We start from the raw sequence: 24699 nt of genomic DNA, 5'->3' as shown, positions 1-24699 counted from the left end.
TCGATACCAATTGCTACACTGAACCATAAGTTGTTCAAAAATCTCCTTTACGTACAAGGAAGTACTTATGGATTTGGATCAAGTCTATTTTGTTATCAGTATTCTTGCTGGAATTGTTTTCTTATATACCCTGATAGCAAAACGAATCGAAAATTCCGGCATATCCGGGCCGATTGTTTATGTCGTATTAGGACTTCTTCTCGGCGAGCGTGGGCTTGGGGTCATTGGTTTATCAGCAGAAGCCAATGATTTGAGGCTGCTTGCCGACCTGACATTGGCGTTGATTCTTTTCTCAGATGCCGCTCACTCCAATCTCACCGTGTTAAAACAAAAAGCGGTCTATCCGCTCCGAATGCTAATTTTTGGCTTACCAGGTGCGATTATATTGGGCACACTCGTCGCGGTTGTTCTGTTTGACGTGTTATCCATTATTGAAGCCGCCATCCTTGCAACCATGCTTGCTGCGACAGACGCCGCACTCGGTAAATCGGTCATCTCAAACCCCAAGGTTCCAACGCCTGTAAGTGAAGGGCTAAACGTAGAAAGCGGACTTAATGATGGCCTTTGCGTCCCGATCCTCCTGCTTCTGATTGCGGTGGCAACCAGTGCAACTGATACTGAGATAAATACTCAACATGCCCTAATGGTGTTTGCGGAAGAGTTAGGTATCGGAATGCTAGTTGGATTATCACTGGCCTACATTGGTGCCAAACTCCTTTACTGGAGTGCCAAAAGAGAGTGGTTGAGTGAAGTATGGGTTCAACTGACTGTAGGAGCAATTGCCCTTAGCAGCTTCGGATTAGCGCAGACTCTGCACGGTAGCGGGTATATCGCCGCATTCACAGGTGGGCTGCTGTTTGGTCATCTGGCTTCACGTCATACTCATAAGCTGGTCTTGGCCACTGAAAGCATCGCTGAACTATTAGCCATGCTAACCTGGATTCTTTTTGGCGCAGCGGTTGTTGGTCAGGTATTGGGGCTATTCTCCATCACTATGATTGTATACGCCCTTTTCAGTTTAACGCTGGTTCGGATGATCCCTATCTACCTCTCTTTTCTTGGCACTTCAGTACCTTCTCGTCATCGATGGTTTATGGGCTGATTTGGTCCTCGTGGCTTAGCCAGCATTGTTTTCACAATAATCGTTTTAGATGCGGACTTAGCGGGAGGAAGGTTCATTGCGTTAACGGTTGCTTGCACCGTGATACTAAGCCTTGTTTTACATGGCATTACAGCTCGTTCACTATCAGAACGCATTGGGAACGAGTGAGCCAGGCTTGTTACAGCACGACTGACTAAGTAAAAAATAAAGGTCTCCCACCCGCAAAACACAGTTCCTAAATATGCAACAAAGTCAACATTATTAAACTAATTACTCTAACATTTTCAAAAAAGTATCGGTCATTTCAACTTTTTAAACCAATTGCATAATAAAGAGTTAAAATTGGAAGGCATATCACATAATATATTTTTGGAATAAACATAACAAAAATAGGAATATTTATGTGTCAGCATGGTATTTACTTACAACGTCAACGCCGAACTTTTTTTCAGAAGCTAATAGGAGTCAAAGAAATATACGTATGCTCAAACTGTGGTTACGTACTCAAAGTCAAATAGTGACTCCTAATACAACAAGATGACAAATAAAAAGCGGCTCAGGTGAGCCGCTTTTTTACTGACCAATTTTTACGAGACAAAGACTACTCTTCGGCTTCATCTTCCTCATCTTTACGTGTATAGAAACGCGCAAACAGCAAACCAACTTCAAACAGCAAGCACATTGGAATAGCCAGCAGAGTCTGAGAAATCATATCCGGTGGTGTTAAAACCATACCAACAATAAATGCGGCTACGATGATGTATGGGCGTTTTTGTTTTAACTCTTTTGGGGTCGTTGCCCCCGTCCAGCACAACAAAATGATCGCAACGGGTACTTCAAAAGCAATACCAAACGCCATAAACAGTGCTAAGACAAAGTCCAGATAACTGGAAATATCAGTGGCAAACTCGACACCGCCAAGAGAAATTGCCGTAAAGAAGCCGAACACCAGCGGGAATACGACAAAATACGCAAACGCCACACCACAGTAGAACAGCAAAGAGCTGGAAAACAACAATGGCATGATCAAACGGCGTTCATGCTTATACAGACCTGGTGCGACAAATGCCCACACCTGGTACAAAATAAATGGCACGGCGATAAAGACCGACGCAATCAATGTCAACTTCAGCGGAGTGAAAAACGGTGAAGCAACATCGGTCGCAATCATCGTCGCCCCTTCGGGCAAACGCTCGACCAAAGGTGCTGAGATAAACTCGTAAATGTGGTTAGAGAAATAAACTAGCCCGACAAACACCACCAACACTGCCAATATTGCACGCAGTAGTCGGTTGCGAAGCTCCAACAAATGACTAATTAAAGGTTGTGTCTGCTCGACGGTAGACATGGCAAACCTCTTTATAAAAACCAGATCAAAAAGGAGCTACCTATCCTAGTAGCTCCTCCTAATGAGACTATTCGGCTTTCTTATCTGCCGCTGTAACCTTGATATCTTGCGCTTTTTCTACCGACTCAACGGTAGGCTCTGCTTTCGCAGGTTTAGCGTCTGACTCAGTGTTTTCCGCGTAAGGGCGGTTTACAGATTGCGCCGCTTGCTTCAGTTCTTCCACAGAAGACTTCAGCTCAGGAGATAAATCTTTCATCCCCATTTGCTCAGCTTTGCGCAAATTTTCTTGCAGCTCTTGGACTTTCAGCTCGTGCGACAATTCGTCTTTGACGTTATTTGCCATACTCTTAGCCGCACCGACAAAACGCGATACGCTTCGAATAGCATGAGGCAAACGCTCCGGCCCAAGAACGACCAGACCAACAACAGATATTAATACCAGTTCCCAAAAACCGATATCAAACACGTTTTATGCCTGCTCTTTGTCTTTTTTAGCTTCAGGTGCAGCTTCTTTTTTTTGCTGCTCCTCTAAACTTTTTGGCTCGAAGTCTGCGTCTTTAGCGTCTTTCGCCTTTTTCGCAGTCTCTTCATCATCGCTCATTGCTTTTTTGAAGCCCTTAACGGCACCGCCTAGATCACCACCGATACCACGTAGTTTCTTGGTTCCGAATAGTAATACAACAATTACAGCAATGATTAGAAGTTGCCAAACACTGATACCACCCATTCTTTTTACCTCGGGTCTTTAAACAAAATTTATTTCAAGAGTTTACCGTCTATAGACGATAAGCTCGCCAACTAAACAGCCAGAATGTGACACCTGCAACTCCGCAGGCGAACGATAGCTGCTCATAACCGTTATCCACCAATATTGCCGAGCATACGACTAAAGTGGCGCCAACACCAAATAAAAACTTACCGGTTGCCTGCTGTCGCTTACTTTGACGATAGCCCTGATAAAGCTGATCCATGCGTTGGTTCATTGCCTTACCTTGTTTGAGGCTATCATAAAGTAGCTCAGGTAACTCCGGTAACTTCTCCGCCCAAAATGGTGCTCGATCTTTAATGGCATTCACTAAAGCTTGCGGGCCGACTTGATTCATCATCCACTCTTCAAGGAATGGTTTCGCGGTCTCCCACAAGTCGAGCTGCGGATAGAGCTGTCTGCCAAGCCCTTCCACGTAAAGCAACGTTTTTTGCAGCAGCACCAGTTGAGGCTGAACCTCCATATTAAAGCGACGTGCTGTATTGAACAGGTTCAATAACACGTGACCAAAGGAGATTTCACACAATGGCTTAGCGAAAATCGGCTCACAGACAACACGGATCGCAAACTCAAATTCGTCAACATTGGTATCTGCCGGCACCCAACCTGAGTCCACATGCAATTCCGCCACTCGACGATAATCACGATTGAAGAATGCCAGGAAGTTTTCCGCCAGATAACGTTTGTCTTCACTATTAAGTGTACCAACGATCCCGCAATCTAACCCAATCCACATTGGATTATCCGGGTGTTCTGGTTTAACGAATACGTTACCAGGATGCATATCAGCATGGAAGAAACTGTCCCTGAACACCTGAGTGAAGAACACACTCACACCGCGCTCAGCAAGCAGCTTCATATTAGTGCCATTTGCTTTCAAGCCTTCTATATCAGAAACTTGAATGCCATATATTCGCTCAGAAACCATGACAGTTTCATTACTGAAGTCAGGAAAAACTTCAGGAACGTATAATTCTTCACTTCCTTCGAAATTTCGACGCAGTTGAATCGCGTTCGCCGCCTCGCGACGCAGGTCCAGTTCATCAAGGAGTGTTTTCTCGTACTCACGAACGACTTCGACCGGTTTCAAACGACGTGCTTCAGGCATCGCTCCCGCGACTATACGCGCCATTCGATGCATCAGTTTTAGATCAGAATCAATAACCGGACGAATATCCGGGCGAATGACCTTTAATACCACTTCTTGGTTAGTGTCTTTTAATCGCGCTGTGTGCACCTGAGCAATAGATGCAGAGGCCAGAGGTTTGATATCAAACTCAGTAAACCAGTTTTCGAGTGGTCCACCTAACGCTTTTTCCATCTGCTGTTTTGCCAGCTCACCGTCAAATGGGGCAACCTGATCTTGAAGTAACGCAAGGGGATCAGCGATATGAGGCGGGAATAAATCACGTCGGGTCGACATCATTTGACCGAACTTGATCCAAACGGGACCGAGTTCCTGCAATGCTAAACGAAGGCGCTCACCAAGTGGTTTTTCTGGATGTTTGTTCTTAATCCAGAACAGGCTTTTTCGCATCCAAAGCGGCGCTTTCGTCAGTTGATGCTCTGGCAATAACTCATCCAGACCATATTCCAGCTGTACTTTAACGATGTGGTATAAGCGTTTTATTTCTGCTGGGGTCATGGTTTCTCCAGCGAAGGCTTATCCGCATCCAATTTATCAAGCAGAGTATTCAAGCGAGCTTCCACTCGTGATGCCTGGCTGCGTACTTCATCTACTTGATCGCAAAAATGCGCGACTTCAAGTGGCGCAGGAGCAAACTTCCACTCTTCCGTGACAACTTGAGCGAGATGACGCTGGTGCTTTTCAGCCTGAGAAACAAAGAAGTTACCGACGTTTTTTGACCCCTGCACAACTGAATGCGCAACCACATCACCCGTCACTCGCGACAGCCACTCTTCGATGTCTGGTTTGCAATCCGTCATCAACTGAGAGAATTTCTGCGCTAGCTGGATATCCCCTTCAAGCTCAAGCTTGTCTTGCTTGATGAGTCGGGTGATGTTGGCTTGATCACGCAGTTCAGGCAACACACTCAGGTTGAGAGACAAATAACAGTCAGGGTGCCCTTCATAACTGCCCAACACATCAATTTGCTGACTGAAAATGAAGGTCAGTGTCTTATTAATTTCTTTAAGGTGAACTTGAATGATCTGCCCTTTAAGACGTGCTAAACGACGACCCAGAGCCGGATCGTCTTTAATCAGCGTGTTCAGCGACGTTTCAATCACGGCAGTTATAAGAGGTTCAAATGGCATGCCGTTAACCCTTAGAATTTGAAGCCGCGGTGCAGCGCCACAATACCACCCGTCAGGTTGTAGTATTTGGTGTTTTCGAAACCCGCGTCTTGCATCATGCCTTCCAGCGTTTCTTGATCTGGGTGCATACGAATAGATTCTGCAAGATAACGGTAACTTTCCGCATCGTTCGCCACCAGTTCACCCATTTTTGGCAACAGATGGAACGAGTACGCGTCATAAATTTTCGATAGTGGTTCAATGATTGGTTTTGAAAACTCCAGCACCAATAGACGGCCGCCCGGCTTAAGAACACGGAACATTGAACGCAGTGCTTTGTCTTTGTCGGTGACGTTACGCAGACAGAAACTGATGGTGATAGCATCAAAGTAATCATCTGGGAATGGCAGTTCTTCTGCGTTAGCCTGAACGTAATGCACATTACCCACAATGCCATTGTCGCGCAGCTTATCGCGGCCGACATTCAGCATCGAGTTATTGATATCCGCCAGAATAACATGACCCTGATCGCCGACAATACGCGAGAACTTCGCTGTCAGGTCACCGGTACCACCGCCAAGATCCAGAATTCGCTGCCCAGGACGAGCACCACTGCAATCAATGGTGAAACGCTTCCATAAGCGGTGAACACCTCCAGACATCAGGTCGTTCATGATGTCGTACTTCGCTGCCACGGAGTGAAAAACTTCGGCAACTTTGGTTACTTTTTCTTCTTTCGCCACGGTAGTGAAACCAAAGTGGGTGGTTTCGTTCTCTAATGCATTATTGGATTGCAAGCTTATGTCCGTCATTCTAATTCCTCTTAGGCAGCACTTTCACTGCTGGGCGGTTGCTAACAAATATCGTCGCCCAATGTACTGCGGGCAATTAGTTTACTTTATCCTCAGCCGGATGTCTTTCTACTAACGATTCATTTGGGGATTCATTTTCCGAAAATGCTTCACTCTGTGCTAACTGGGCAATATCAGAAGAAATAGGACGTTTAATTTCCACGCCAAGCTGCTTAAAACCTTCCGCTTGTCGGATGGCGTTACCCCGACCAGTAGCGAGTTTATTCATAGCGCCCTGATAGGTTTGGTTGGCTTTATCCAGCGCCCCACCCAACCCTTCCATATCATCAACAAACAAACGCAGTTTGTCGTAAAGTTTGGTCGCTCGTTGGGCGATCAGTTTCGCGTTCTCATTCTGACGTTCATTGCGCCACAAGTTATCAATAGTACGCAGTGCCACCAGCAGCGTGGTTGGGCTGACTAATATGATGTTTTGCTCCATCGCATCTTTAATTAAGCTTGGATCAGCCTGAATCGCGACCTGAAAAGCGGGCTCTACCGGAATAAACATCAGTACATAATCCAGGCTGTGGATGCCTTTCAGCTTGTGATAATCCTTCATGCTTAAGCCCTTGATGTGCGCACGCAGCGCGACAAGATGAGCATTCAAAGCGTGGTCTCGCTGTGCATCGGTTTCTGCGTTGAAATAACGCTCATACGCCACTAAAGCCATTTTCGAATCGACCACGACTTGCTTATTTTGCGGAAGATGCACAATCACATCAGGTTGGTAACGCTTGCCCGCTTCATTTTGCAAATTCACCTGTGTCTGGTATTCATGCCCTTCACGCAGTCCAGACTCTGCCAACACCCGGGCGAGAACCACTTCTCCCCAGTTACCTTGCTGCTTGTTGTCGCCCTTTAGAGCCTGAGTTAGGTTCACTGCTTCACGCGTCATTTGTTCGTTTAGGCGTTGCAGGTTTTTTAGCTCATGCACCAACGTATGACGTTCCTTGGCTTCCTGACTAAAACTGTCATTGACTTGCTTTTTAAACCCATCAAGCTGCTCTCGCAATGGCGAAAGTAAACCTTCCAGGCTCTGACGATTTTGTAAATCAACCTTAGCGGTTTTCTCTTCGAATAATTGGTTAGCAAGATGCTCAAATTGCTGCTTCAGTCGTACTTCTGCTTGCTCCAGTATCTGTAATTTTTCCGCGTTAGACTGATTCACTTGCTCATGGCGCGCCTGTTGCTCTCGCAGCTGGGTTTCCAGACGCGATTTTTGCTCACGCATGCTCCCAAGTTCATCAAAATACTGCTGGCGTTCTTGTTTAACAGCTTCGAAATAACGAAGCTTTTCCATTGCCGCCATCAACTTACCGTGTGATTGGCGCACTTCAAATGCCGCTTTATCGCGCTCGTCATCCAGTTCATCCAGCTCTTGTTGAGCGTCAGCCAGGCGCTGGTTAACTTGCTCAAGCTGTTGTTGATAAAAATGTTTTTCTGTAGAGAGTTGCTGCTCAAGCAATTGAGTTTGTGTGATAAAGCGCTGTTTTACCCACCAACCTACTGCTATGCCACTGGCAGCTGCGGCACAAAGAGAAGAGAGAATGAGAGATTGATGCTCAAGAATCCATTGCATAATAGCGAGTTAGCCTGTGTTTTAGTTCTATAACAATGGTATTTAGACACTGGATAAATGTCCAGTTTGTTGGATGAAAAATCCTCGCATACACTACCTGCTCAAAATAATATCCTTTGGCTCGCTCAAAACCTTATCGCCGAGCCTTTAAACACGATACAGAGGCATCATGAATGAGCGTCGCGCCCTAGGATTTGGGCTCTCAGCAGTATTACTTTGGTCAACGGTTGCAACCGCATTTAAACTCACTTTAGCTGAGTTCACTCCGATTCAGATGCTGAGTGTTGCTAGTGTCGTTTCTGCTATTGCTCTTATCATTGTATGTGGCGTGCAAGGCAAATTAAATCAGCTTAGTGATACCTTTCTGTCAAACCCTTGGTATTACCTGCTGCTGGGGTTAATTAACCCGCTGACTTATTACCTGATTCTATTTAAAGCTTATGACTTGCTTCCAGCCTCTCAGGCTCAGGCCATCAACTACAGTTGGGCGATTACCCTGACGCTCATGGCGGCGGTTTTTCTCGGGCAGAAAATTCGTGCTAAAGATTGGATTGCATGCGCATTGAGTTACTTTGGCGTGATCGTGATTGCCACCAAGGGCGATATCCTCGGCTTAAATTTTGAAAGCCCCCTCGGTGTAGGACTGGCGCTGCTCTCAACCTTGTTATGGGCTGGTTATTGGATTCTCAACACCAAAAACAAAGCGGATCCGGTCGTAGGCGTGTTACTTGGTTTTCTGGTCGCCACTCCGTTTACGATAGGCATCAGCATCTACGAAGGCGCAAGCTGGCAACAGATTTCACCTCAGGGTTGGCTGGCAGTGACTTATGTCGGTCTGTTTGAAATGGGGATTACTTTTGTGCTTTGGCTAAGCGCGCTTAAATCGACCCAGAATACGGCTCGCATCAGTAACCTGATTTTCGCTTCCCCATTCATCTCCCTGATGTTACTGGCGACGATTATTGGTGAAGACATTCATCCCTCTACGCTGATCGGGCTGGTATTGATCATCAGTGGCCTGGTGATTCAGCAGGTCAAGTTTGGCAAAAAAGAGAAAACCGCCAATGCCTCTCACTAACAGACGTTATCAATTCGTATTTTTATGAACTGAAGCGTCTTCTACCGCTTGGAATTATTTTATGGTCGGATACGATACAGCCAAAGCCCAATAGCCATCTCAGCTATATTTTTATAAACACATCGTTGGGCGATTCAGGATGCCGTACTAATTATGTTTCGCTTTGATATTCCATCTTCTTCATTAGCAGACTGGCAAGATGCCCTGCAACAGTGCTGTAATGCCAACCATGCACAGGGACAAGTCTACGCCTTCAATGACAACGAACAGTGGCAACACAGTGCGTTGTCGACCGCAGAGCAGAACCATGATGCGATTGTTGCCGAGATTGAGCAGATCAGCTGATCAACTATATCTGTGTGTTTGAAGACATTTCGGTGCGCAAAGCACATGAAGAAAAGCTGCAGCGAATGGCGTTTTATGACCCGTTGAGCAATCTGCCAAATCGTACTCATTTACTTGGATTGCTCGAGCAAGCTTGTATTCAGGGCCACACTTGGCTGGAGTCTGGAATTAATTTCGGCAGAATGGCCGTCAATGTATCCGCACTCCAACTGCAGCAATCGAACTTTATCGACCGGCTTCAGGTGATACTTCAAGATACTGGTTTTTCTGCGCATCATTTGGATATCGAAATCACCGAAAGCTTTTTGTTGATCGACCCACAACAGGCCATTGCGTCGTTAAATCAACTGCGAGAACTCGGTATTGAAATATCTTTGGATGATTTTGGTACTGGCTATTCCTCGCTTTCTTACCTGAAAGGTCTGCCGATCAACAAATTGAAGATCGACCGTTCATTTGTGAAAGATGTACCGAGTCACAGCGACAGCAATGCCATCGTTAATGCGATCATCGCTATGGGCAAAACCTTATCGCTTAAAGTCGTCGCAGAAGGTATTGAGACGCAAGAACAGGCACAATACCTGTCAGACAAAGGGTGCATTTACGGACAGGGATATCTATTTAGCCCTCCAGTTGTTCCCAACAAGCTATTCTATGACGGTTCTACATTGACAGCTAAAGCCGAGCAATAAAATATTCGGCTTTCTCTCTAAATTGAGGCTTCGTGGACAATCTAAAATGCCGGATAACTCCGGCATGTTTATGTGCTTTTAGTCACTGAGGGCAGTAAGTTGACCATCTTTCATCAGCCTGCGTTCACAGTGCGGATTTAGCCCATGTGGCTGGTGCGCAACTTCAACCACTAACTTGTCTTGCCAATCTTGGCGAAGACGCTGACGAATAACGATCTCGGTCTGTTTGTCTAACGCACTGAATGCTTCATCCAACAAATAAACGGGCGTATCGCGCAACCAGGCTCTCGCCAACGCTATCCGCTGCGCTTCTCCACCGCTGAGACGAGTACCATTAAGCCCCAACTCAGTATCTAGCCCATCGGATAATGCAAAGAACATTGGCTCCAAGCAGACTAACCGTAGTGCTTGCATCAGTTTCTCATCACTATAGTGACCACCTAGAGATAAGTTGTAGCGCAAAGACGCGGGAAAAATCACACTCTGTTGAGGTATATAACTGATTTTCAGCCAAGCTGATTCTCGATTCAAACAGGTAATCGCTTCGCCTTTGAACCGCAACGGAGTCGTCTCGGAAAGATGAATACCAGCCAAGTAACGCAGCAATGATGTCTTGCCACTTCCACTTTGCCCATGAATGACCAAATGCGTTCCCGCAGTCAGCGACAGCGATAAGTCTTCAAACAGCCAGTCAGCCTCAGGGCTATAACGATGGCTTAAACCTGTGACACTGAGTAGAGCCTCAGAATCAGATCTGGCGTGAGCTTTAGTATCGTCACTAAGTGCTGCTGACGGCTGCGCTTCCAATATAGTCAGAACTCGGTGACAAGCAGGAAACGTCTGAGGCAAGTCCTCAAAAGTCCTCGTCAACGCTAGCACCGGACCGAAAGCGCCCGCATATAAACAAAGCGCCGTTAGCGATAGCGGATCTCCCTGCCACCAAGCCCAGACAATCATGGCAATAAAGCCACTACCAATGATTAAATCTGTCAGCGCATCCTTAATACCATTGCGGACAGCTAAGGTGTTATGTAAGCGTTGAAGCGCTTGTCCTTGTTTGGTTACTTTGCGCTGAAAAAACGCCATCGCTGACCAATTCTGTATTTCATTGAAACCAGATACCACGTCGGTCAGCAAGGTATTCAACAGACCAAATTGATCGCGAATATTCTGCCCTAGCTTCGCGCTGCGACTGAGGTGCCACGCAGGCAACACACCACCGACAATCATTAACAGTAAACACAAGGCGATTGCCGCTGGACCAACTAACCAATACCCGTAAGCAGTCACCAACAGCGACACCACCAGTGCAGAGAGTACTGGAACAATGGTGTGAGCATAGAAGACTTCGATCCGCTCTATGTCCGATACTACCCGTGCGGTGAGGTCACCGGTCGAAAGGTCGTGAATATTGTCCGGCGCTTGCTGTTCTAGCCGCCAATACACTTGATTGCGTAAGTCTTCTTGGATACGAAATGCAGCGTTATGCCCTGAAAGTTGCTCGACATAACGACAGATTGCTTTGCCGATACCAATCCAAAGTAACGGCCAAAGCAGTTGTGGCCAAATCGATACGGGTTGTTGGCCAATAAATAATTCTTGCGCGTATTGCCCCGCGACAACGAGGATTGCAATGGTGCCTAACTGATTTAATATCCGACAAAGCAACGACAAACCAAGCGGAGCTAAGTGCGGTTTAGCTAGATTTAATAACTGATTGATCATGCCCAGGCCTCCGAGCTTGTTACTTTAGTTACATCGCGCCAACGGCTGACATCTACGACTCGATCAGCCTGAGCAATTAGTCGTGGTGAGTGACTGATCACCAATACGCCGGCCTGCTGCTTGAGCTGATGCAGCGCATCAATCACTTTTTGTTCGGTCACTTCATCCAACTGGCGGGTCGGTTCATCGATTAACATCAGCGCATGATCGGATAAAAATGCTCGAGATAAACCAAGCCGAGCCGCCTGCCCGCCAGAGATATGCTTTCCGCCTTCACCCGGATGCAATGACAGTGTGTCTGAGTGCACTAGCCATTCATCCAGAGCACTCTGTTTTAGCGCATCACGCACCTCATCTTGTGTAGCACTGGATGCCGCCATACGACAGTTATCTTCCAGCGTCTGATGAAACACATACGGCATCTGCTGTAAGTAACCAATCGGCTGATGGGTAATCACACCTGCATCGGGCATCAACTGACCACGGATCAGTTTGAACAAGGTGGATTTGCCGCAACCGCTTGGCCCCTGCAGCACCACCAGTTCACCTTTGTATACGCTTAAATCGACACCCTGAAATAGTTTTTCTTGCTGAGGATAACCATAAGTCAAACCGCGAATATCAAGAACAACGGCATGATTTTGCTGTGTAAGATGGTGGGATTCATTTTCGTCTAAAGACAAGATGTGTTGTACGTCAGCCTGCACTTCTCGCCCCAGCGCACCGGCAAAGAAGAACGCTCCCATTAAAGACAATGGACGTATCAGCTCGACACTGGCCAAAATGATAAAAGCTGCTGATGCTGCGTCGAGAATACCCAATTGATAACGCGTAATCGCCAACAATGACGCAGCGACTATCGTGCCCAGTGAAAACAACAGATCAACCAATAAAATCACCAGTTGATTGGTTTTGAGGAGCGACATGGTAGAGCGTCGTAATGCCTCACCATGCTGTTCAATTTCCGCTCCCCAAATTTTGGAATACTGGTACAGCTTTAACACGGGAAGGCCGTGCAAGCTCTGAGTAAACAACTCCGTCAGCAGAGCCAAGTTGTGCTTATAGGTCGCACTGACACTGGCAAAACGTTTAAACACCAACATTAGAATGGCTGGAATTAGAGGGATCATTAACAGCAAGATAAAGCCAGAAAATGGGTCTATGAATGCAATAAATAGACACACTAGCAAAGGGCCAAGCAGACCGATAAAAAACTGAGGGACAAACAGCCCCCAATATAGGTCCAGTACTTCCACACCTTCACCAAGCAGGTAATTGAGCTTCCCACGCAGCTCTGGTGTCATTTGGGCTGGCTTTAAAGCGGCCAATTTATCAAGCAGTTGCTCACGTATTGACTGCTTCACTTGCTGCGCCGTTTGTGCCCCCAAGTAACGATGAAAAATAATCACACCAAAGCGTAACGCTAATAAAGTCACACTCGCCAATAACACCTGTAGAACAATCGGTTCAAAGTTGTCACTGAACACTCGGCTCACCAGCCAATATTGACCGACTAAACCAAGAATAACCAACACGCCACTGCTGACAGAACCCAAAAGCCAAGATTTTGCGGATTGAGGAATCTTACCTATCATTTATTTTCCTCAACTGGATCAACGCGCGTCTTGTAGCGCAAAATAATGTAGGTTTCGATAAGGGCAATCACCAGCAATGTAATTTGTGCAGATGGTCGTTCACCGAGCAACCAAACGACGGTCGCCAGTATCGAGCACCACACCACTATCAGTACTCGCACCTTTTCTTTTATGGTTAGGCCACGATTTTCTTTAATGTTTCTCAGCGTTGGACCGAGCAAACGACTGGCGAGCAGCCACGACTGAAAACGAGGCGAACTGACACTAAAGCAATAGAGCGCAAGTAACGCAAAAGGAACGGTAGGCAGTAACGGAATAAACACACCAACCATACCCAGCCCTGTCGCACTGACCCCTATAGTTAAAAAGGCATATCTTTTAATCATGTTCCAATTCATTCTGTAGATTATCTGTAGTAATGAAGGGCTGAATTTCACTGCGCTTTGGCCAGTACGGCTTTACGCTATTGTTATCGAAAAAATGCGAGGTTGCCCTCGCAATAATTAAGCGGGTTGTAGCTGCTTCTCTTCCTCGGTATGGCCTTCCGTCTGATGCACTGCGTGTTGAAGGTTCTCATCCAGACGAAACGCCTGACCAAATCCTTTTACGTAGTTACCTGAGCGTGGTGCAAAACGGTAGAAGCTAAAATCTTTCATGCCACACAACTGCTCGACGATCTCGCCGTACTTTTGCTGCATTTGTTGCTTAAGCGGTGAGGCTTCCTCGCTGTGCTTATCAATACAAACGACATCGCAGTCTATGACCAGTCGCTCACGAGCAAACAAGTGACGCGCCTTATCTTCTGATTCAACTAACATCAGCGACGCTCTCGGCGTTTGTTGCAGATTACGAGCATGCTTCGAGACGGTACTCAATAACATGACGAAGTCGTTGCCTTGACGAACAAACGGAGCGTAACTCGCCAATGGTATGCCTTGTGAATCTACGGTTCCCAGCTGGGCGGTTGAGAATTGCTGAATAAACCCCTGAATTTTTTCAGGTAAACGTTCTAGCTGCTCTTTTCGGTACGACATACAGTTCCTTTCATAATGGTAGTTATTCCACCAATTCAATTTTGTTCAGTGTGGTGGCCACTTGTTGTAATACATTGCGAATAGTGCGATTGGTCGCTTGATAATAAGCACCCGGGCTGGCACAGGATTTCATCGACGGTGAGCGATTGTTGAAATCCACCGCGATGATTTCTATTCCTTTTCGCTTCATCTCTCGACATAACATCACTTGTTTTCGATCGCGAACTTCTCGATCAATCAAGTGGTCACCATCAGTAAACAGCACCATGACTTTCTTATTACTTTTCAAACCGTAATCTCGTGGCAGTTCACCCTTGGTTTTATCCCAATCACCACGCCATTCTGGAGACAGTAATCGCCATGCCCACATCACACCTTCAGCGTTATTTGTGTTCATTTCCGGATACAGCGTTTCTAAACCATGCACAAACTCACGATAATTGGACATGTATGACTGAACACTGCTGACACCACAGTCAAGTGTGTCAAACAGCGCATGCATATGCTTCCACTCTGGGTTATACGGTGAGTTCTTAGTTGGAATATAGGAATGCAACGGCATGCCATTTTTGTAAGTCGTGCCTAGTGGTGGCTTCTTGTGAGTTTCGAGATAGAAGCGAATGTTTTGCTGCTTAGGGCCGAGCTCCAAACTGCGTATCCAGCTTGGGTTTAACATTCCTGGGCTGGTTAAATCCGACTGAATCTCTGGCAACTGCATGCACATCGCTTCACGCCAACGCCCCGGCACCGATGGACTTAGCAGGTTTTTCCAACCCTGCTCTTTTGCCAAAGTGCGTAATGAGCGGGGAATCGCTATCGCACCAGGTTTAAGAAAATTAGGACGCCAACCGACATTAACCAATCCAGTTGCCGGTACTATGCTGATGGTTTTACTCAGATTTCGTCTTTCTTCGGCGTATAAGATGTCAGCAAAATCCCGTAATCCGTTCATCGCCTGAGTCATTGGAGCCCCCTCCATCGAACCAGAAACATCCAACATGATGACAATTTCTAGTGTCATCAGGTGTAATCGGGAGGTAGCCTGGTGACGTATAATCAAGTCTTCTGTAACTAACTCTTCATTGAGTACTAACTCACTCGCCTTAACTTTTCCGGTCACTGTCGCTGTGGTGAAGTCATCACGCTTATCTAACCTCGATTGAGGTGCCGATAATCCCGTTGCATCGTCGCTAACGTTAGCGTTCAACAGTTGGTTGGCATCTTGATCTGCGCTTACGCTATCAGACGAAGAGTACAACACGGCATCCGCCAGCATAGATAACCGGCTGTCTGTGGTACTGGTGACGACCACTAACAACACAAAACTAAAGAAGGTCAGCATACCGGCTAGAAATATCGCCGCCGACACCGACACCACGCCAACCTGATGGCGACGAGACACAGAATATGTAGATAGCGCCATCATCAGTTCGTCTCCCTGATCATATGAGAGTGGAAGCGACCATTTGGCCATAGTTTCCAGATTGCGTTACTACTAACACTGTCGTCAGGCTGGAAGCAGATCGCGACTTCTACCAAGCTACCGACGTCAAAATCAGGCCATTTACCACTCAACATACAAGCAGAACTCACCATCACTGGCGTGGTTTCCTTAGTCGCTGCATTGTGCATTGCGATAGACAAACTCACGTTGCCTTTGGCAATGTTCGAGAGTTGCTGCTCGGCAAAACCACTAAAATATGGGAGCTGGGCAATATTATTTTCAATCGTCAACGTCCGGCGATTGCCCACCATTTCAAGAATGTTGTAGTTAAGGTTCACCAAGCGTTGCTCCACACGGAGGATGGTCAGAATTTCTGACGCCGCAACAATCACGGTCAGCAACATCGGCAAGATCAGAGCAACTTCCAGACTGACACTGCCTTGTAAACAACGTTTACGCGCGGAAAAAATCGGGTATCGAAACATAGTTAATCGAACAACAAGTCCTGTGAAGCAATCAAAGTGCTAGTAAACACCAAGGGTTCTGGATATAGCGTGGCTAAAGGGCTGATTTCCATTTGTGTCGAGAGCGTCGCGGTCACCTGAAAAACTGGGTCTCTCGGGCGAAAGAACGCGCTGGCCTCTACTTCTTCCTGCTCTTTCCCCACTCGAAGCATCTCTTCCAACGAGTCATAACGAATGATGCTGACCTCGACCTGGTCGATAAAACCGTAGCTGTTGTCGTCAAGCATTCGTTTGATAACAGAGGGATTCAACGGTTTAACGCGCCAGTCTTCTGCTAACAGCACCCGCAATGAGCTACGCATCGCGTGTTCCAATAATCCGTATTGCAAATGAACACGGGTAATATCAAAAAAGGCTAACAACACCGCTAAGACCGCAGGAAATAGCAGTGCGGTTTCTAAACTGATGACACCTCGCTGACGAAAACGACACCGACTCATTGGGCATTCCGCATTGCCGTCAAACGCGCGTTGAGGATAGCCAGATCGCGCTCAACTTCGCTCGCGGGTAAATGACGAGTAAGTAACGCTCGCGCTTGGTCTTCTTTACCTTCTGCCAGTAACAACAGCGCGAAATTCAGCTCTACCTGCGGAGGTAACTGCTGATACGCCAGGAGCGGAGAAAATGTAGTGCGAGCTCTCTCGACCTGATTGTCATGCAGATAACTGATCGCCAAGTTAGAACGAAAATGAGGGTTATCTGGTGAAAGGATCATCGCTTGTTGTAACGCCGTTCGTGCTTGTAAGGCATCACTGCCCAACAATGCGATACCAAGGCCGTTATGCAGCTGCGCTTCAACCTGTGGACCGTCCGCTTTCGGTAGCCCTAACTTATACACCTCGATAGCTTCGGTCACACGACTGTTGCTAAGCAAGTAACGGCCAAGATACATGCACGCCTGCGCAGAGACTGGCTCCGGATTCGCGCACACATAATGCAGTTTCGCCATCGCGGTTTCTTTCTTGTCCTGACGGTACTGACTACGAGCCAACATCATTTGGTAAGTGAGATTGTCTGGTGAGAGCTCGAGCAACTTAAGATACTGCTGCTCCGCTTTACCATACTGACCATAATTGAATGCTGCTTCGGCTAGTGCTTGAGTATTATTTTCAGTCTGCTTTTTCACTTTGCTCGCCGTCGCGCAGCCTAATAGCAGAGGGCTTAGACAGACCAACAACAGCCATTTGGTCGGGTTTGTCGTCATCATTTTAAACTCTCCAATAACAAGTTCATGGTCGGTGCGACGATCAGCACCATCAATGGCAACATAATGAAAGCCATTTGAATCAGCGTAATGCGTCCCGGCAACTTACCAGCTTGCTCCTGCAACGCCATTTTGCGTAGTTGTCTGGCATCGGCGCTGATGGTACGCATGGTTTCCGCTAAAGGAGAGCCATATCGCTCGGCCATCGCTAGCGTACTGGCGAGACGTTCTATCTCTTTCAGCCCCGTGCGCCACGCCAGCTTTTTCAGACACTGTGCAGACTCTCCCCGCACCTGAATCTCTGCGTGAGTGCGCAATAACTGTCGCGCCAACATCGGCTCAACATCGAGCAAATACAGACCGACTTTCTCCAATGCACGCTCCAGCGACAGCCCGGCTTCCACACTGATCACCATCAAGTCGATGGCGTCAGGCACGACTTGCTGCTGCTTCTGTTGAGCCTGATTGGCTTGGCGGCGCAACCAGTATTCCGGCAAGTTTGACCCCAGCACGTAACCGATTAACGTCATCATTAGGGTGTATGCATCGAGCAGTTCTCCAGATACCGCCTGCCAAATCAGAGCGGCACTCGCACTAAACAAACCGAGCACAAGCTTGGCGCCGCGCACCGAATTTAAGGCAGTCGAAGACGCAATACCGGCATGCTCCAGCATTTGCTGCAGGCGCTGTTTCTCTTTGTCAGAAGTGGGATACAACACACCTAGCCCGGCGAGAAATGACGATGACGAAGCCTCAATCACAGCATTATCATTACCAGGGTTTAAGTAACGCTTACACTGCGCCTGCCAACAACTTTGCGACTGCTGTGACAAGAACAACCACAGCAACACAGACATCAACACCACACCCGCGACCAACAGAGCGACAAGCGAGGTTGACGATACGAACCATTGCCCCATGAATTATCCCTTTAGCTGAGTCATACGGCGGATCAGGTACAACCCACCCAAAATGCTGCCCACGACGTAGGCCATGACGATTTGCCCACCATTCGAGGTCATCAGAAAATCAAAATGCTCGCGTCCAGTGGTAAACAGCACCAGACACACCAAAACTGGCAGTGCAGCGAGGACTTTGGCAGAGTTGCGCGACTCGGACGTAATGCTTTGAATACTGGCATTAAGCTCCGCACGCGATCTCAATGTAAGCCCTAGTCGCTCCAGCACTCCGGTTAAACGGCCACCCGTTTCCTGCTGTAGGCTAAGAACGATGGTCAGAAAACGAAACTCAGCAATCGGCATACGCTGCGCGGCATTTTTCATTACTTCGTCCAGCGTCTGGCCGACCTTCAACTCATCATGCATGTTGTCAAACAAGCGAGCAGTCACGCCCTGATGTTGCTGGGCCATCTCATGAAACACATCCGCCATCGGTGCACCAACGCGCAACGCGCGGATTAAGCCATCAATGACATCCGGTAATTCATCGCGAAACTGGTCTTTGGCTTTCTGCTGCAATTGTTGATAGGCGAACCACACCACCAGCAATGCCGTACTCAGACTGAGCGGTATGGACACGTACCAGTCCATACCGTTAAAACAAAGTACTGTCGGTGCTAGCAAAATGGACGCAACCAAACCAAGCTGCCACTGCTTTAATTTGGCTGGACTGACAAAAGTTTGCAGGTTTTGATACCAGATCCAGTGACACCAGAATGGTTGGCGCTGGTCGGCGTCAGTATTCAGGTTCAACAAGGTGTAGCGCTTAAGCTGACCTTGCCAATGTTCCTGACGTTGGATGGTGAGCCAGACCAGCCTGCCTGCAACCAACCAGAAAACAATCAAGACAATCAGTAGGTTCACGAAGACTTCTCCACGCACTGACGCAATGCATCTTCCTTGGCGAAATGAGCCGCTTTTTCAAGCAAAGCAGAGGAAACGGACTGAGCGCTAAATCGACCATAGATATGCTGCTGTTCAGCACGAATAAGCTCAAAACGGAACACTGGACTGAGTTCGATTTGTTCACCGTTTATTCCAACCACTTCGCTGATAGCAGTAATCCGACGACGCCCGTCGCGCATACGTTCAAGTTGCACTACTAAATCAATCGCACTGACGATCTGGCTGCGAATAATATGGTCGGACAAACGTTCTCCGCCCATTTGCAGCATATTGGTTAAGCGCACAATCGCATCTTGTGGATTGTTGGCGTGCAAAGTACACAGCGATCCGTCGTGACCGGTATTCATCGCTTGCAACATATCGAATGCTTCTGCGCCACGAACTTCACCCAGTACAATTCTATCCGGACGCATACGTAGGGCGTTTTTCACCAGATCGCGTACAGTCACTTCGCCATTACCTTCAGTACTGGCATTACGGGTTTCAAGCGGCACCCAATGGGGCTGCGCCAAGGACAGTTCGGCAGCGTCTTCTATGGTCAGAATACGTTCGTCTTCGCTGATGTGCCGACTCAGCGCATTCAACAAGGTCGTTTTACCCGAACCCGTACCGCCGGAAATCAAGATGTTACAGCGGCAATAGGTCGCCAACGCGAGAAACTCCGCCATTTGCTCGGACAGGCTGTCTTTGTCGACCAGATTCGACAGCATCAACTTACTCGCAGGGAACTTACGGATCGAGATGCAGGTCCCATGTAACGCTAAAGGTGGCGCGATGACGTTGACCCGACTGCCGTCTTTTAGGCGCGCATCCACCATCGGATTGGATTCATCTACCCGACGGCCGATCGCGTTTACAATCCGCTGGGCAACGTTGAGTACATGTTTGGCATCACGAAAGCGAATATCGGTTTTTTCTAACTTGCCACGTCGTTCGACGTAAATCGTTTCAGGACCATTAACCAAGATATCGGAGACTTCTGGGTCTTCGAGCAAAGGTTGAATAGGCCCGATACCGACCATTTCATCGACCAATTGCAAACCTAAGACCGCCAATTCCTGACGGTTATAGGGCAACATCTTCCGCCCTGAAATGACGTTGAGTGCGTCTTTGACACGCGGCAGCAGCTCATCACGGGATAAGCTCGCGGCGATCGATGGGTCGACCAGTTCGTAAAATGCGCTTTTGGCGTCATCCGTCATCGAAAGCAGTTCGTGGCTGCGGGTCTTGTGGGTTAACACATCTTGCTTAAACATCGACTTACCCTTTCTGCTCCGCCGAAGCGGCACCCAACACTTGCCCTAATTGATGGATTTTTTTGCTGAACTTCGAACGCTCAGCCAACAGCGGTTTGCCTTCTCTTTCCGCTTTATCAAACGCTTTGGCGTCAAACGGCAGTTCAACGCTCAATTCCAGTCCCAGCGCTTTGGTGATTTCTTGCTTAGGTACTCGGCCTTTGGCATGACGGCACAAGTTGCCGACCAAGATTTGTCGCTGGTGTTTCAGCGGTGTATTGGCGCGCAGCTTTGCCAGATAACGGAAGCTATTCAGGCTGTAGTCGGTGACGAAAATGCAGTTATCTGCCTGTTCTACAATTGCAGGCATCGCTGGGTGGTTAAGATTTGGCACATCCACAATCACCGTTGCGTAGTGCTCAGCCAGCGCTTGGATTGTCTCTGCCGGTTGCTGTACGTCGTCGTGCGGCAGCTGGCTGTCCTGACCGTAAAACAGATGCAGATGCTTTGTCAGTTGCTGGCTACTGTGCGCCAGCAAGGTTTCGTCGATACGATCTGCATCAGCAATGATGTGCTCCAAATGTGGGTCATAATCAGCGCCCAATAGGATCGGGTGTTGGCTGTGGAACAAGTCAAAATCCACCAAGGCAACAAACTGATGTTGTTTCTCAGCTAAGAAGTAACCCAGGTTGGCTGCGATGGTGCTTGCGCCGCACCCACCAGTGCTTCCCAACACACAAATAACGCGCCCATGACGCAATGGCTTAGTCACTTGGTGCCCTTGAAGGTGCAGTAAGCTCAGTCGGATCGCGTCGGCATCTAGCGGTGTAGTATGGTAATCGTTCACACCCGCGAACATTAGGCTTCGGTATAATGAAACTTCTTGTTTTTTACCTAATACGATCAGCTTCATCTGCGGTGGACAATACTCCGCCAGCTTACGCAGCGCAGCTTCCAATCCCAGACAGTCACCACCATCAACGATAAGTAAATCAGGCGCTCCCTGTTTGACGCACCAAAGTCTTGCGGCTTCGATATCGCCTTTTTTCACCTGAATATCTTGCGTAGTTAAATCGCTTTTTAGGCTCTCAAGGACTAGTTGACTCTGGCTATCGAGAACAAACGCGACAACATTAAATACTCTTTCAGTCACGATTTACTCTCCTGTCACCGGCTGTCTTTCTGCCGATTTAAGTTGGTTATTAAACAAACGTTGTACCGCCCCTGTTGTCAAAGCGCTGTTGTGCTCCTGATACTCTTCTCCATGGATCCAGGTCGATTTTTTAACCACACTCAGGTAATGATTACGTAGCTGCTGGCAGGCGTACGCTGAAATAGGCAGAGACTGACGGTTGTATCGGCACGTGTTTGGCTTCAACACCACTTCAAGCTCAGCAACAATCTGACTCTGCTTGTCCGAGTGGTAAGTCATCTCCACTGGTAATTGCAGATAAGTCGTCAACTGATTACGCAGATTTTTCTGGGATTGCAGGTCCAAATTACCGCCTTGTAACGCGAGGCGAATGTATCCCTGCTCTTCACGTTTGTTTACCGGACTCAGGATGTTTTTCAGGTCTAGCTCAATGTTGGCAGTGGTTGTCGTAAATGAGGTTTTGTCCTGAAAGGTTGCATGCGTTCCTGTTTGATACGGACGCTGGCAACCGACCACCAGAAAAAGGGTCAATGTGGTCAAAGCTAATTTCGCGAATTTCATCATCATCCTTAATAGTTGTATCCATAGTTACCAAACAAACGCTGGTTATCATCGTGGTCATCACCCATGTCGCGTAAGAACAAACGCTCAAATCGATTCGCAGGACGGAAGCGATCTAATGGCGTGGTCAATTCACTTGGGTCGCTGGTTGGCTCGACTAAATGTGCTGTCGCGATAATCACTAACTCGCTTTCCGAGTTTTTAAAGCTGTTGCTGCTGAAAAGCGGTGCAAGGAAAGGAATTTCCCCAAGAAACGGCAGCGCCTCGATTTTGTGGTCTTGATAGGTTCTCACCAGACCTGCCAGCGCAAAGCTCTGACCGTCTGCCAATTCAATCGTTGTGGTGGCACGGCGGCTTTCAATACCTGGCACTTCGACACCCGCAATAGAAACGCTGTGCTCGCGGCTCAACGTAGAAACTTCGGGAGCAACCGTGAGACTGATCTGTTTATTACTCAAGACTGTAGGTGTCAGCTCTAATGAAATACCAAAGCGTTTAAACTCAATACTCACACCGTCATCACTGTTGTCGACAGGAAAAGGAAACTCACCACCAGACATAAAGGTCGCCGCCTCGCCAGACTTAGCCGTCAGATTCGGCTCAGCAAGAACGTTTACTAAACTGTCTTCAACTAATGCATCGATGATGACATTAAGACCGTGCTGACCAGGGCCTGATGGCAGATTATTGGTTGGGAATTTATTACCAGGCGTTACACCCAGTGCCGTCTGTAACGTGTCCCATGTACCCCAGCGCATATTACCGATAGAGCTCCAACGCAAACCAAGTTGTTCGCTGGTCGAGCGTTCCATTTCAACAATACGCACGGAAATATTCACTTGAGCGCTACCCGCGGTTTTAAGCTGGTTAACAACCAAAGGGTAGACGCCCATGCCACCACCCGGTTTTGCCATACCTTCACCGCGACCAGAGCTACTGCTACTTTCGCTTGTTGGCGCAGCTAAGGTTTGTTCGTCTACCTCTTGTAGCCCTTTGGCAAACCCAGATGCCATGCTCAGGATCTCATGTGCCTGAAGTGCATTGTCCACTTCACCCATAGCAACGATCGCTCCCTTACTATGAACAAACGTCACTTGAGCATCAGGAAACGCGTGTTGTACGGCTCGTTCTAGTTGAGACAGATCAGCAGCAACCACAACCTTGTAATGCGCGAGTGTGCGAGCATTGTCTCCAAGTACCAGAATGTCGGTTTCTCCTAACGCTTTACCAGAGACCATCACGTGACGGTTGGAAGGTGCGTGAACCACGACTAAGTTGGGGTCAGAAACAAAAATATCTTTCACATCATCATTCACCGTAATCAAACGGTTTTGATTGATAGTAAGGTTAAAGGTATGACTTGCTGCTACCGCCCACGGAGAGATAGACAAAACCAGCGATACGCAAAGTATAAAATTTCGAAGCAAGGACATGATTTATCTCGTTGTGCTCTTTTCTTGAGTGCGGATATCTTCACCACTGAAAATGCGAATGGTGTGCTCAGGTTTACGATCCGGATGATGGTTATCCGACAACTGCTCATCCCAGAGCGTAGCTATGGTTGTTGTTGTCATAGACTGTTCGTCCTGTTGATAACCACGCAGGATAAGAGATAAATCCCCCAACGTTTTTGCTAGCAGTAAACGTTGCGCCCCTTCTGGAGTAACCTCAAAGGTAATCGGTAAGGTGTCACCACCAGCCATCGACATGTCACTTTCATTTTGATGTTTTGGGCCGCTCACAATATCTGTCAGAGTGTTATTGATCGCGAGCAGGCGCGTATTTTCTAGAATCACGCTGGTTGCACGCTTGGTGATTTCCCCAAAGCCCTTTTCTGAGGTGTGCTCGTTCTCACTAGTTAAGACGACATCTACGTAATTACCCGGTCTTAGTAGGTCATAATTCATTCCTGCTAAGCTCATCTCCAGAGTAACCGCTCGCATGCCTGGCGAGAGCATCGCGGACATATATTGGTTCTGCTCTGGGCGAATAATGTCTGATACCGCAAGTGGTTGATTCGCAGTCAAACGGCGGGTTAATAAGCTGCCTTTCAACACATCAGGTTTGATAAAACCTTCAAGAAACACGTCGTTAAGTTGCGTGTTGCTATCAGATGGCATTGGCGCCCAGCGAAAATCTTCCGCTCTCAACAAAGCACCTGCTTGAATGCCGTATTTCGCGACTAAGATTCTTGGTACGACAGCCTTTTCTTCTAACGCCACTTCGACTGGCTTATCTGGTTGGGTTGGAGTTGTACTCAACCATGCCACCACCAGCATTGCGACCAAGGTCGCTCCTCCGAGTAGCACAAAAATTAACTTTTTCATGATGGGTATAAA

The 24699-nt window shown here is 47.6% G+C and carries 25 protein-coding genes and 1 pseudogene; 4 read left to right on the top strand and 22 right to left on the bottom strand.

Annotation, left to right across the window (positions count from 1 at the left end; all coding sequences use genetic code 11):
* Window positions 1-67: 67 nt before the first annotated feature.
* On the top strand, window positions 68-1102 hold the full coding sequence (locus RXX31_RS18110) for a cation:proton antiporter (RefSeq protein WP_317591085.1): 1035 nt from the start codon (window positions 68-70) through the stop codon (window positions 1100-1102).
* A 601-nt stretch (window positions 1103-1703) separates the two neighbouring features.
* On the opposite strand, the gene tatC is transcribed toward RXX31_RS18110, so the two are convergent.
* The 7 genes from tatC to rmuC form a co-directional block, all read right to left on the bottom strand.
* Entirely contained in the window at window positions 1704-2450 is a 747-nt protein-coding gene (tatC, locus tag RXX31_RS18105; RefSeq protein ID WP_317591084.1) for a twin-arginine translocase subunit TatC, read from the bottom strand.
* A gap of 67 nt (window positions 2451-2517) precedes the next feature.
* A complete protein-coding gene (gene tatB / locus RXX31_RS18100) occupies window positions 2518-2916 on the bottom strand; it encodes a Sec-independent protein translocase protein TatB (protein WP_317591082.1) in 399 nt (132 codons plus the stop codon).
* A 3-nt stretch (window positions 2917-2919) separates the two neighbouring features.
* Complete coding sequence (tatA, locus tag RXX31_RS18095; protein ID WP_317591080.1) at window positions 2920-3177, bottom strand: Sec-independent protein translocase subunit TatA; 258 nt, start codon at window positions 3175-3177, stop codon at window positions 2920-2922.
* Between the two features lie 49 nt (window positions 3178-3226).
* Window positions 3227-4861: a ubiquinone biosynthesis regulatory protein kinase UbiB gene (ubiB, locus tag RXX31_RS18090; protein WP_317591079.1), complete on the bottom strand. Its 1635-nt coding sequence runs from the start codon at window positions 4859-4861 to the stop codon at window positions 3227-3229.
* Window positions 4858-5493: an SCP2 domain-containing protein gene (locus RXX31_RS18085; RefSeq protein WP_317591078.1), complete on the bottom strand. Its 636-nt coding sequence runs from the start codon at window positions 5491-5493 to the stop codon at window positions 4858-4860. Before RXX31_RS18085 ends, ubiB begins: the two co-directional genes overlap by 4 nt.
* 11 nt (window positions 5494-5504) lie before the next feature.
* Window positions 5505-6284, bottom strand: a complete 780-nt coding sequence (gene ubiE, locus RXX31_RS18080) for a bifunctional demethylmenaquinone methyltransferase/2-methoxy-6-polyprenyl-1,4-benzoquinol methylase UbiE (RefSeq protein WP_317591077.1) — start codon at window positions 6282-6284, stop codon at window positions 5505-5507.
* A gap of 76 nt (window positions 6285-6360) precedes the next feature.
* A complete protein-coding gene (rmuC, locus tag RXX31_RS18075) occupies window positions 6361-7905 on the bottom strand; it encodes a DNA recombination protein RmuC (protein ID WP_317591075.1) in 1545 nt (514 codons plus the stop codon).
* Between the two features lie 169 nt (window positions 7906-8074).
* Between rmuC and RXX31_RS18070 the strand changes: the two genes are divergently transcribed.
* The 3 genes and pseudogenes from RXX31_RS18070 to RXX31_RS18060 all read left to right on the top strand — a co-directional run.
* Entirely contained in the window at window positions 8075-8983 is a 909-nt protein-coding gene (locus tag RXX31_RS18070; RefSeq protein WP_317591074.1) for a DMT family transporter, read from the top strand.
* A 153-nt stretch (window positions 8984-9136) separates the two neighbouring features.
* Window positions 9137-9328: a hypothetical protein gene (locus tag RXX31_RS18065; protein WP_317591073.1), complete on the top strand. Its 192-nt coding sequence runs from the start codon at window positions 9137-9139 to the stop codon at window positions 9326-9328.
* Window positions 9329-9447: 119 nt separating this feature from the next.
* Window positions 9448-10020 (top strand): annotated as a pseudogene (locus RXX31_RS18060) (EAL domain-containing protein); the annotation flags it as partial.
* Window positions 10021-10098: 78 nt separating this feature from the next.
* Here the strand turns inward: RXX31_RS18060 and RXX31_RS18055 are convergent.
* The 15 genes from RXX31_RS18055 to cpaB all read right to left on the bottom strand — a co-directional run bounded on the left by RXX31_RS18055 (window position 10099) and on the right by cpaB (window position 24687).
* Window positions 10099-11745 (bottom strand): amino acid ABC transporter ATP-binding/permease protein, encoded by a 1647-nt coding sequence (locus RXX31_RS18055; RefSeq protein WP_317591071.1) that lies wholly within the window; start codon window positions 11743-11745, stop codon window positions 10099-10101.
* A complete protein-coding gene (locus RXX31_RS18050; protein WP_317591070.1) occupies window positions 11742-13340 on the bottom strand; it encodes an ABC transporter ATP-binding protein/permease in 1599 nt (532 codons plus the stop codon). Before RXX31_RS18050 ends, RXX31_RS18055 begins: the two co-directional genes overlap by 4 nt.
* Complete coding sequence (locus RXX31_RS18045; RefSeq protein ID WP_081280032.1) at window positions 13337-13726, bottom strand: YbaN family protein; 390 nt, start codon at window positions 13724-13726, stop codon at window positions 13337-13339. The genes RXX31_RS18050 and RXX31_RS18045 overlap by 4 nt, the downstream gene beginning before the upstream one ends.
* Window positions 13727-13843: 117 nt before the next feature.
* Window positions 13844-14374, bottom strand: coding sequence for a HugZ family protein (locus tag RXX31_RS18040; RefSeq protein WP_014230490.1), 531 nt, complete (start codon window positions 14372-14374; stop codon window positions 13844-13846).
* 22 nt (window positions 14375-14396) lie between these two features.
* Window positions 14397-15797, bottom strand: a complete 1401-nt coding sequence (locus tag RXX31_RS18035) for a VWA domain-containing protein (RefSeq protein ID WP_317591069.1) — start codon at window positions 15795-15797, stop codon at window positions 14397-14399.
* A gap of 2 nt (window positions 15798-15799) precedes the next feature.
* On the bottom strand, window positions 15800-16303 hold the full coding sequence (locus RXX31_RS18030) for a hypothetical protein (RefSeq protein WP_317591067.1): 504 nt from the start codon (window positions 16301-16303) through the stop codon (window positions 15800-15802).
* Between the two features lie 2 nt (window positions 16304-16305).
* The gene (locus RXX31_RS18025; RefSeq protein ID WP_065298993.1) at window positions 16306-16782 is read right to left on the bottom strand and encodes a TadE/TadG family type IV pilus assembly protein; all 477 of its coding nucleotides are present in this window, start codon (window positions 16780-16782) and stop codon (window positions 16306-16308) included.
* Window positions 16779-17549 carry a tetratricopeptide repeat protein gene (locus RXX31_RS18020; protein ID WP_317591065.1) on the bottom strand — a complete coding sequence of 257 codons (771 nt, stop codon included), beginning with the start codon at window positions 17547-17549 and terminating at the stop codon, window positions 16779-16781. The genes RXX31_RS18025 and RXX31_RS18020 overlap by 4 nt, the downstream gene beginning before the upstream one ends.
* On the bottom strand, window positions 17546-18466 hold the full coding sequence (locus RXX31_RS18015; RefSeq protein WP_065301815.1) for a type II secretion system F family protein: 921 nt from the start codon (window positions 18464-18466) through the stop codon (window positions 17546-17548). The genes RXX31_RS18020 and RXX31_RS18015 overlap by 4 nt, the downstream gene beginning before the upstream one ends.
* 3 nt (window positions 18467-18469) lie before the next feature.
* A complete protein-coding gene (locus RXX31_RS18010) occupies window positions 18470-19369 on the bottom strand; it encodes a type II secretion system F family protein (protein WP_317591063.1) in 900 nt (299 codons plus the stop codon).
* Window positions 19366-20667 (bottom strand): CpaF family protein, encoded by a 1302-nt coding sequence (locus RXX31_RS18005; RefSeq protein ID WP_317591062.1) that lies wholly within the window; start codon window positions 20665-20667, stop codon window positions 19366-19368. The genes RXX31_RS18010 and RXX31_RS18005 overlap by 4 nt, the downstream gene beginning before the upstream one ends.
* Before the next feature lie 4 nt (window positions 20668-20671).
* Window positions 20672-21799 carry an AAA family ATPase gene (locus tag RXX31_RS18000; protein WP_317591060.1) on the bottom strand — a complete coding sequence of 376 codons (1128 nt, stop codon included), beginning with the start codon at window positions 21797-21799 and terminating at the stop codon, window positions 20672-20674.
* Window positions 21800-21802: 3 nt separating this feature from the next.
* On the bottom strand, window positions 21803-22360 hold the full coding sequence (locus tag RXX31_RS17995) for a pilus assembly protein FlpD (RefSeq protein WP_317591058.1): 558 nt from the start codon (window positions 22358-22360) through the stop codon (window positions 21803-21805).
* A gap of 8 nt (window positions 22361-22368) precedes the next feature.
* Window positions 22369-23793: a type II and III secretion system protein family protein gene (locus tag RXX31_RS17990; RefSeq protein ID WP_317591056.1), complete on the bottom strand. Its 1425-nt coding sequence runs from the start codon at window positions 23791-23793 to the stop codon at window positions 22369-22371.
* A gap of 3 nt (window positions 23794-23796) precedes the next feature.
* Window positions 23797-24687, bottom strand: coding sequence for a Flp pilus assembly protein CpaB (gene cpaB / locus RXX31_RS17985; RefSeq protein WP_076633422.1), 891 nt, complete (start codon window positions 24685-24687; stop codon window positions 23797-23799).
* Window positions 24688-24699 lie beyond the last annotated feature (12 nt).

This window comes from Vibrio sp. EA2, from assembly GCF_033042495.1.
GTDB lineage: Bacteria > Pseudomonadota > Gammaproteobacteria > Enterobacterales > Vibrionaceae > Vibrio.
Note: the sequence above shows the minus strand (reverse complement) of the source record. Positions and strands in the feature narration are given on the sequence as shown.

Coding starts and splice junctions, on each gene's coding strand:
- RXX31_RS18045 (WP_081280032.1), bottom strand. CDS start 13,726: ATGATTAAAAGATATGCCTTTTTAACTATAGGGGTCAGTGCGACAGGG.
- ubiE (WP_317591077.1), bottom strand. CDS start 6,284: ATGACGGACATAAGCTTGCAATCCAATAATGCATTAGAGAACGAAACC.
- RXX31_RS18085 (WP_317591078.1), bottom strand. CDS start 5,493: ATGCCATTTGAACCTCTTATAACTGCCGTGATTGAAACGTCGCTGAAC.
- RXX31_RS18030 (WP_317591067.1), bottom strand. CDS start 16,303: ATGTTTCGATACCCGATTTTTTCCGCGCGTAAACGTTGTTTACAAGGC.
- tatA (WP_317591080.1), bottom strand. CDS start 3,177: ATGGGTGGTATCAGTGTTTGGCAACTTCTAATCATTGCTGTAATTGTT.
- RXX31_RS18035 (WP_317591069.1), bottom strand. CDS start 15,797: ATGGCGCTATCTACATATTCTGTGTCTCGTCGCCATCAGGTTGGCGTG.
- RXX31_RS18055 (WP_317591071.1), bottom strand. CDS start 11,745: ATGATCAATCAGTTATTAAATCTAGCTAAACCGCACTTAGCTCCGCTT.
- RXX31_RS18020 (WP_317591065.1), bottom strand. CDS start 17,549: ATGATGACGACAAACCCGACCAAATGGCTGTTGTTGGTCTGTCTAAGC.
- RXX31_RS17995 (WP_317591058.1), bottom strand. CDS start 22,360: ATGAAATTCGCGAAATTAGCTTTGACCACATTGACCCTTTTTCTGGTG.
- RXX31_RS18065 (WP_317591073.1), top strand. CDS start 9,137: ATGTTTCGCTTTGATATTCCATCTTCTTCATTAGCAGACTGGCAAGAT.
- RXX31_RS17990 (WP_317591056.1), bottom strand. CDS start 23,793: ATGTCCTTGCTTCGAAATTTTATACTTTGCGTATCGCTGGTTTTGTCT.
- cpaB (WP_076633422.1), bottom strand. CDS start 24,687: ATGAAAAAGTTAATTTTTGTGCTACTCGGAGGAGCGACCTTGGTCGCA.
- RXX31_RS18025 (WP_065298993.1), bottom strand. CDS start 16,782: ATGAGTCGGTGTCGTTTTCGTCAGCGAGGTGTCATCAGTTTAGAAACC.
- RXX31_RS18005 (WP_317591062.1), bottom strand. CDS start 20,667: ATGTTTAAGCAAGATGTGTTAACCCACAAGACCCGCAGCCACGAACTG.
- RXX31_RS18040 (WP_014230490.1), bottom strand. CDS start 14,374: ATGTCGTACCGAAAAGAGCAGCTAGAACGTTTACCTGAAAAAATTCAG.
- rmuC (WP_317591075.1), bottom strand. CDS start 7,905: ATGCAATGGATTCTTGAGCATCAATCTCTCATTCTCTCTTCTCTTTGT.
- ubiB (WP_317591079.1), bottom strand. CDS start 4,861: ATGACCCCAGCAGAAATAAAACGCTTATACCACATCGTTAAAGTACAG.
- tatC (WP_317591084.1), bottom strand. CDS start 2,450: ATGTCTACCGTCGAGCAGACACAACCTTTAATTAGTCATTTGTTGGAG.
- RXX31_RS18015 (WP_065301815.1), bottom strand. CDS start 18,466: ATGGGGCAATGGTTCGTATCGTCAACCTCGCTTGTCGCTCTGTTGGTC.
- RXX31_RS18110 (WP_317591085.1), top strand. CDS start 68: ATGGATTTGGATCAAGTCTATTTTGTTATCAGTATTCTTGCTGGAATT.
- RXX31_RS18050 (WP_317591070.1), bottom strand. CDS start 13,340: ATGATAGGTAAGATTCCTCAATCCGCAAAATCTTGGCTTTTGGGTTCT.
- RXX31_RS18070 (WP_317591074.1), top strand. CDS start 8,075: ATGAATGAGCGTCGCGCCCTAGGATTTGGGCTCTCAGCAGTATTACTT.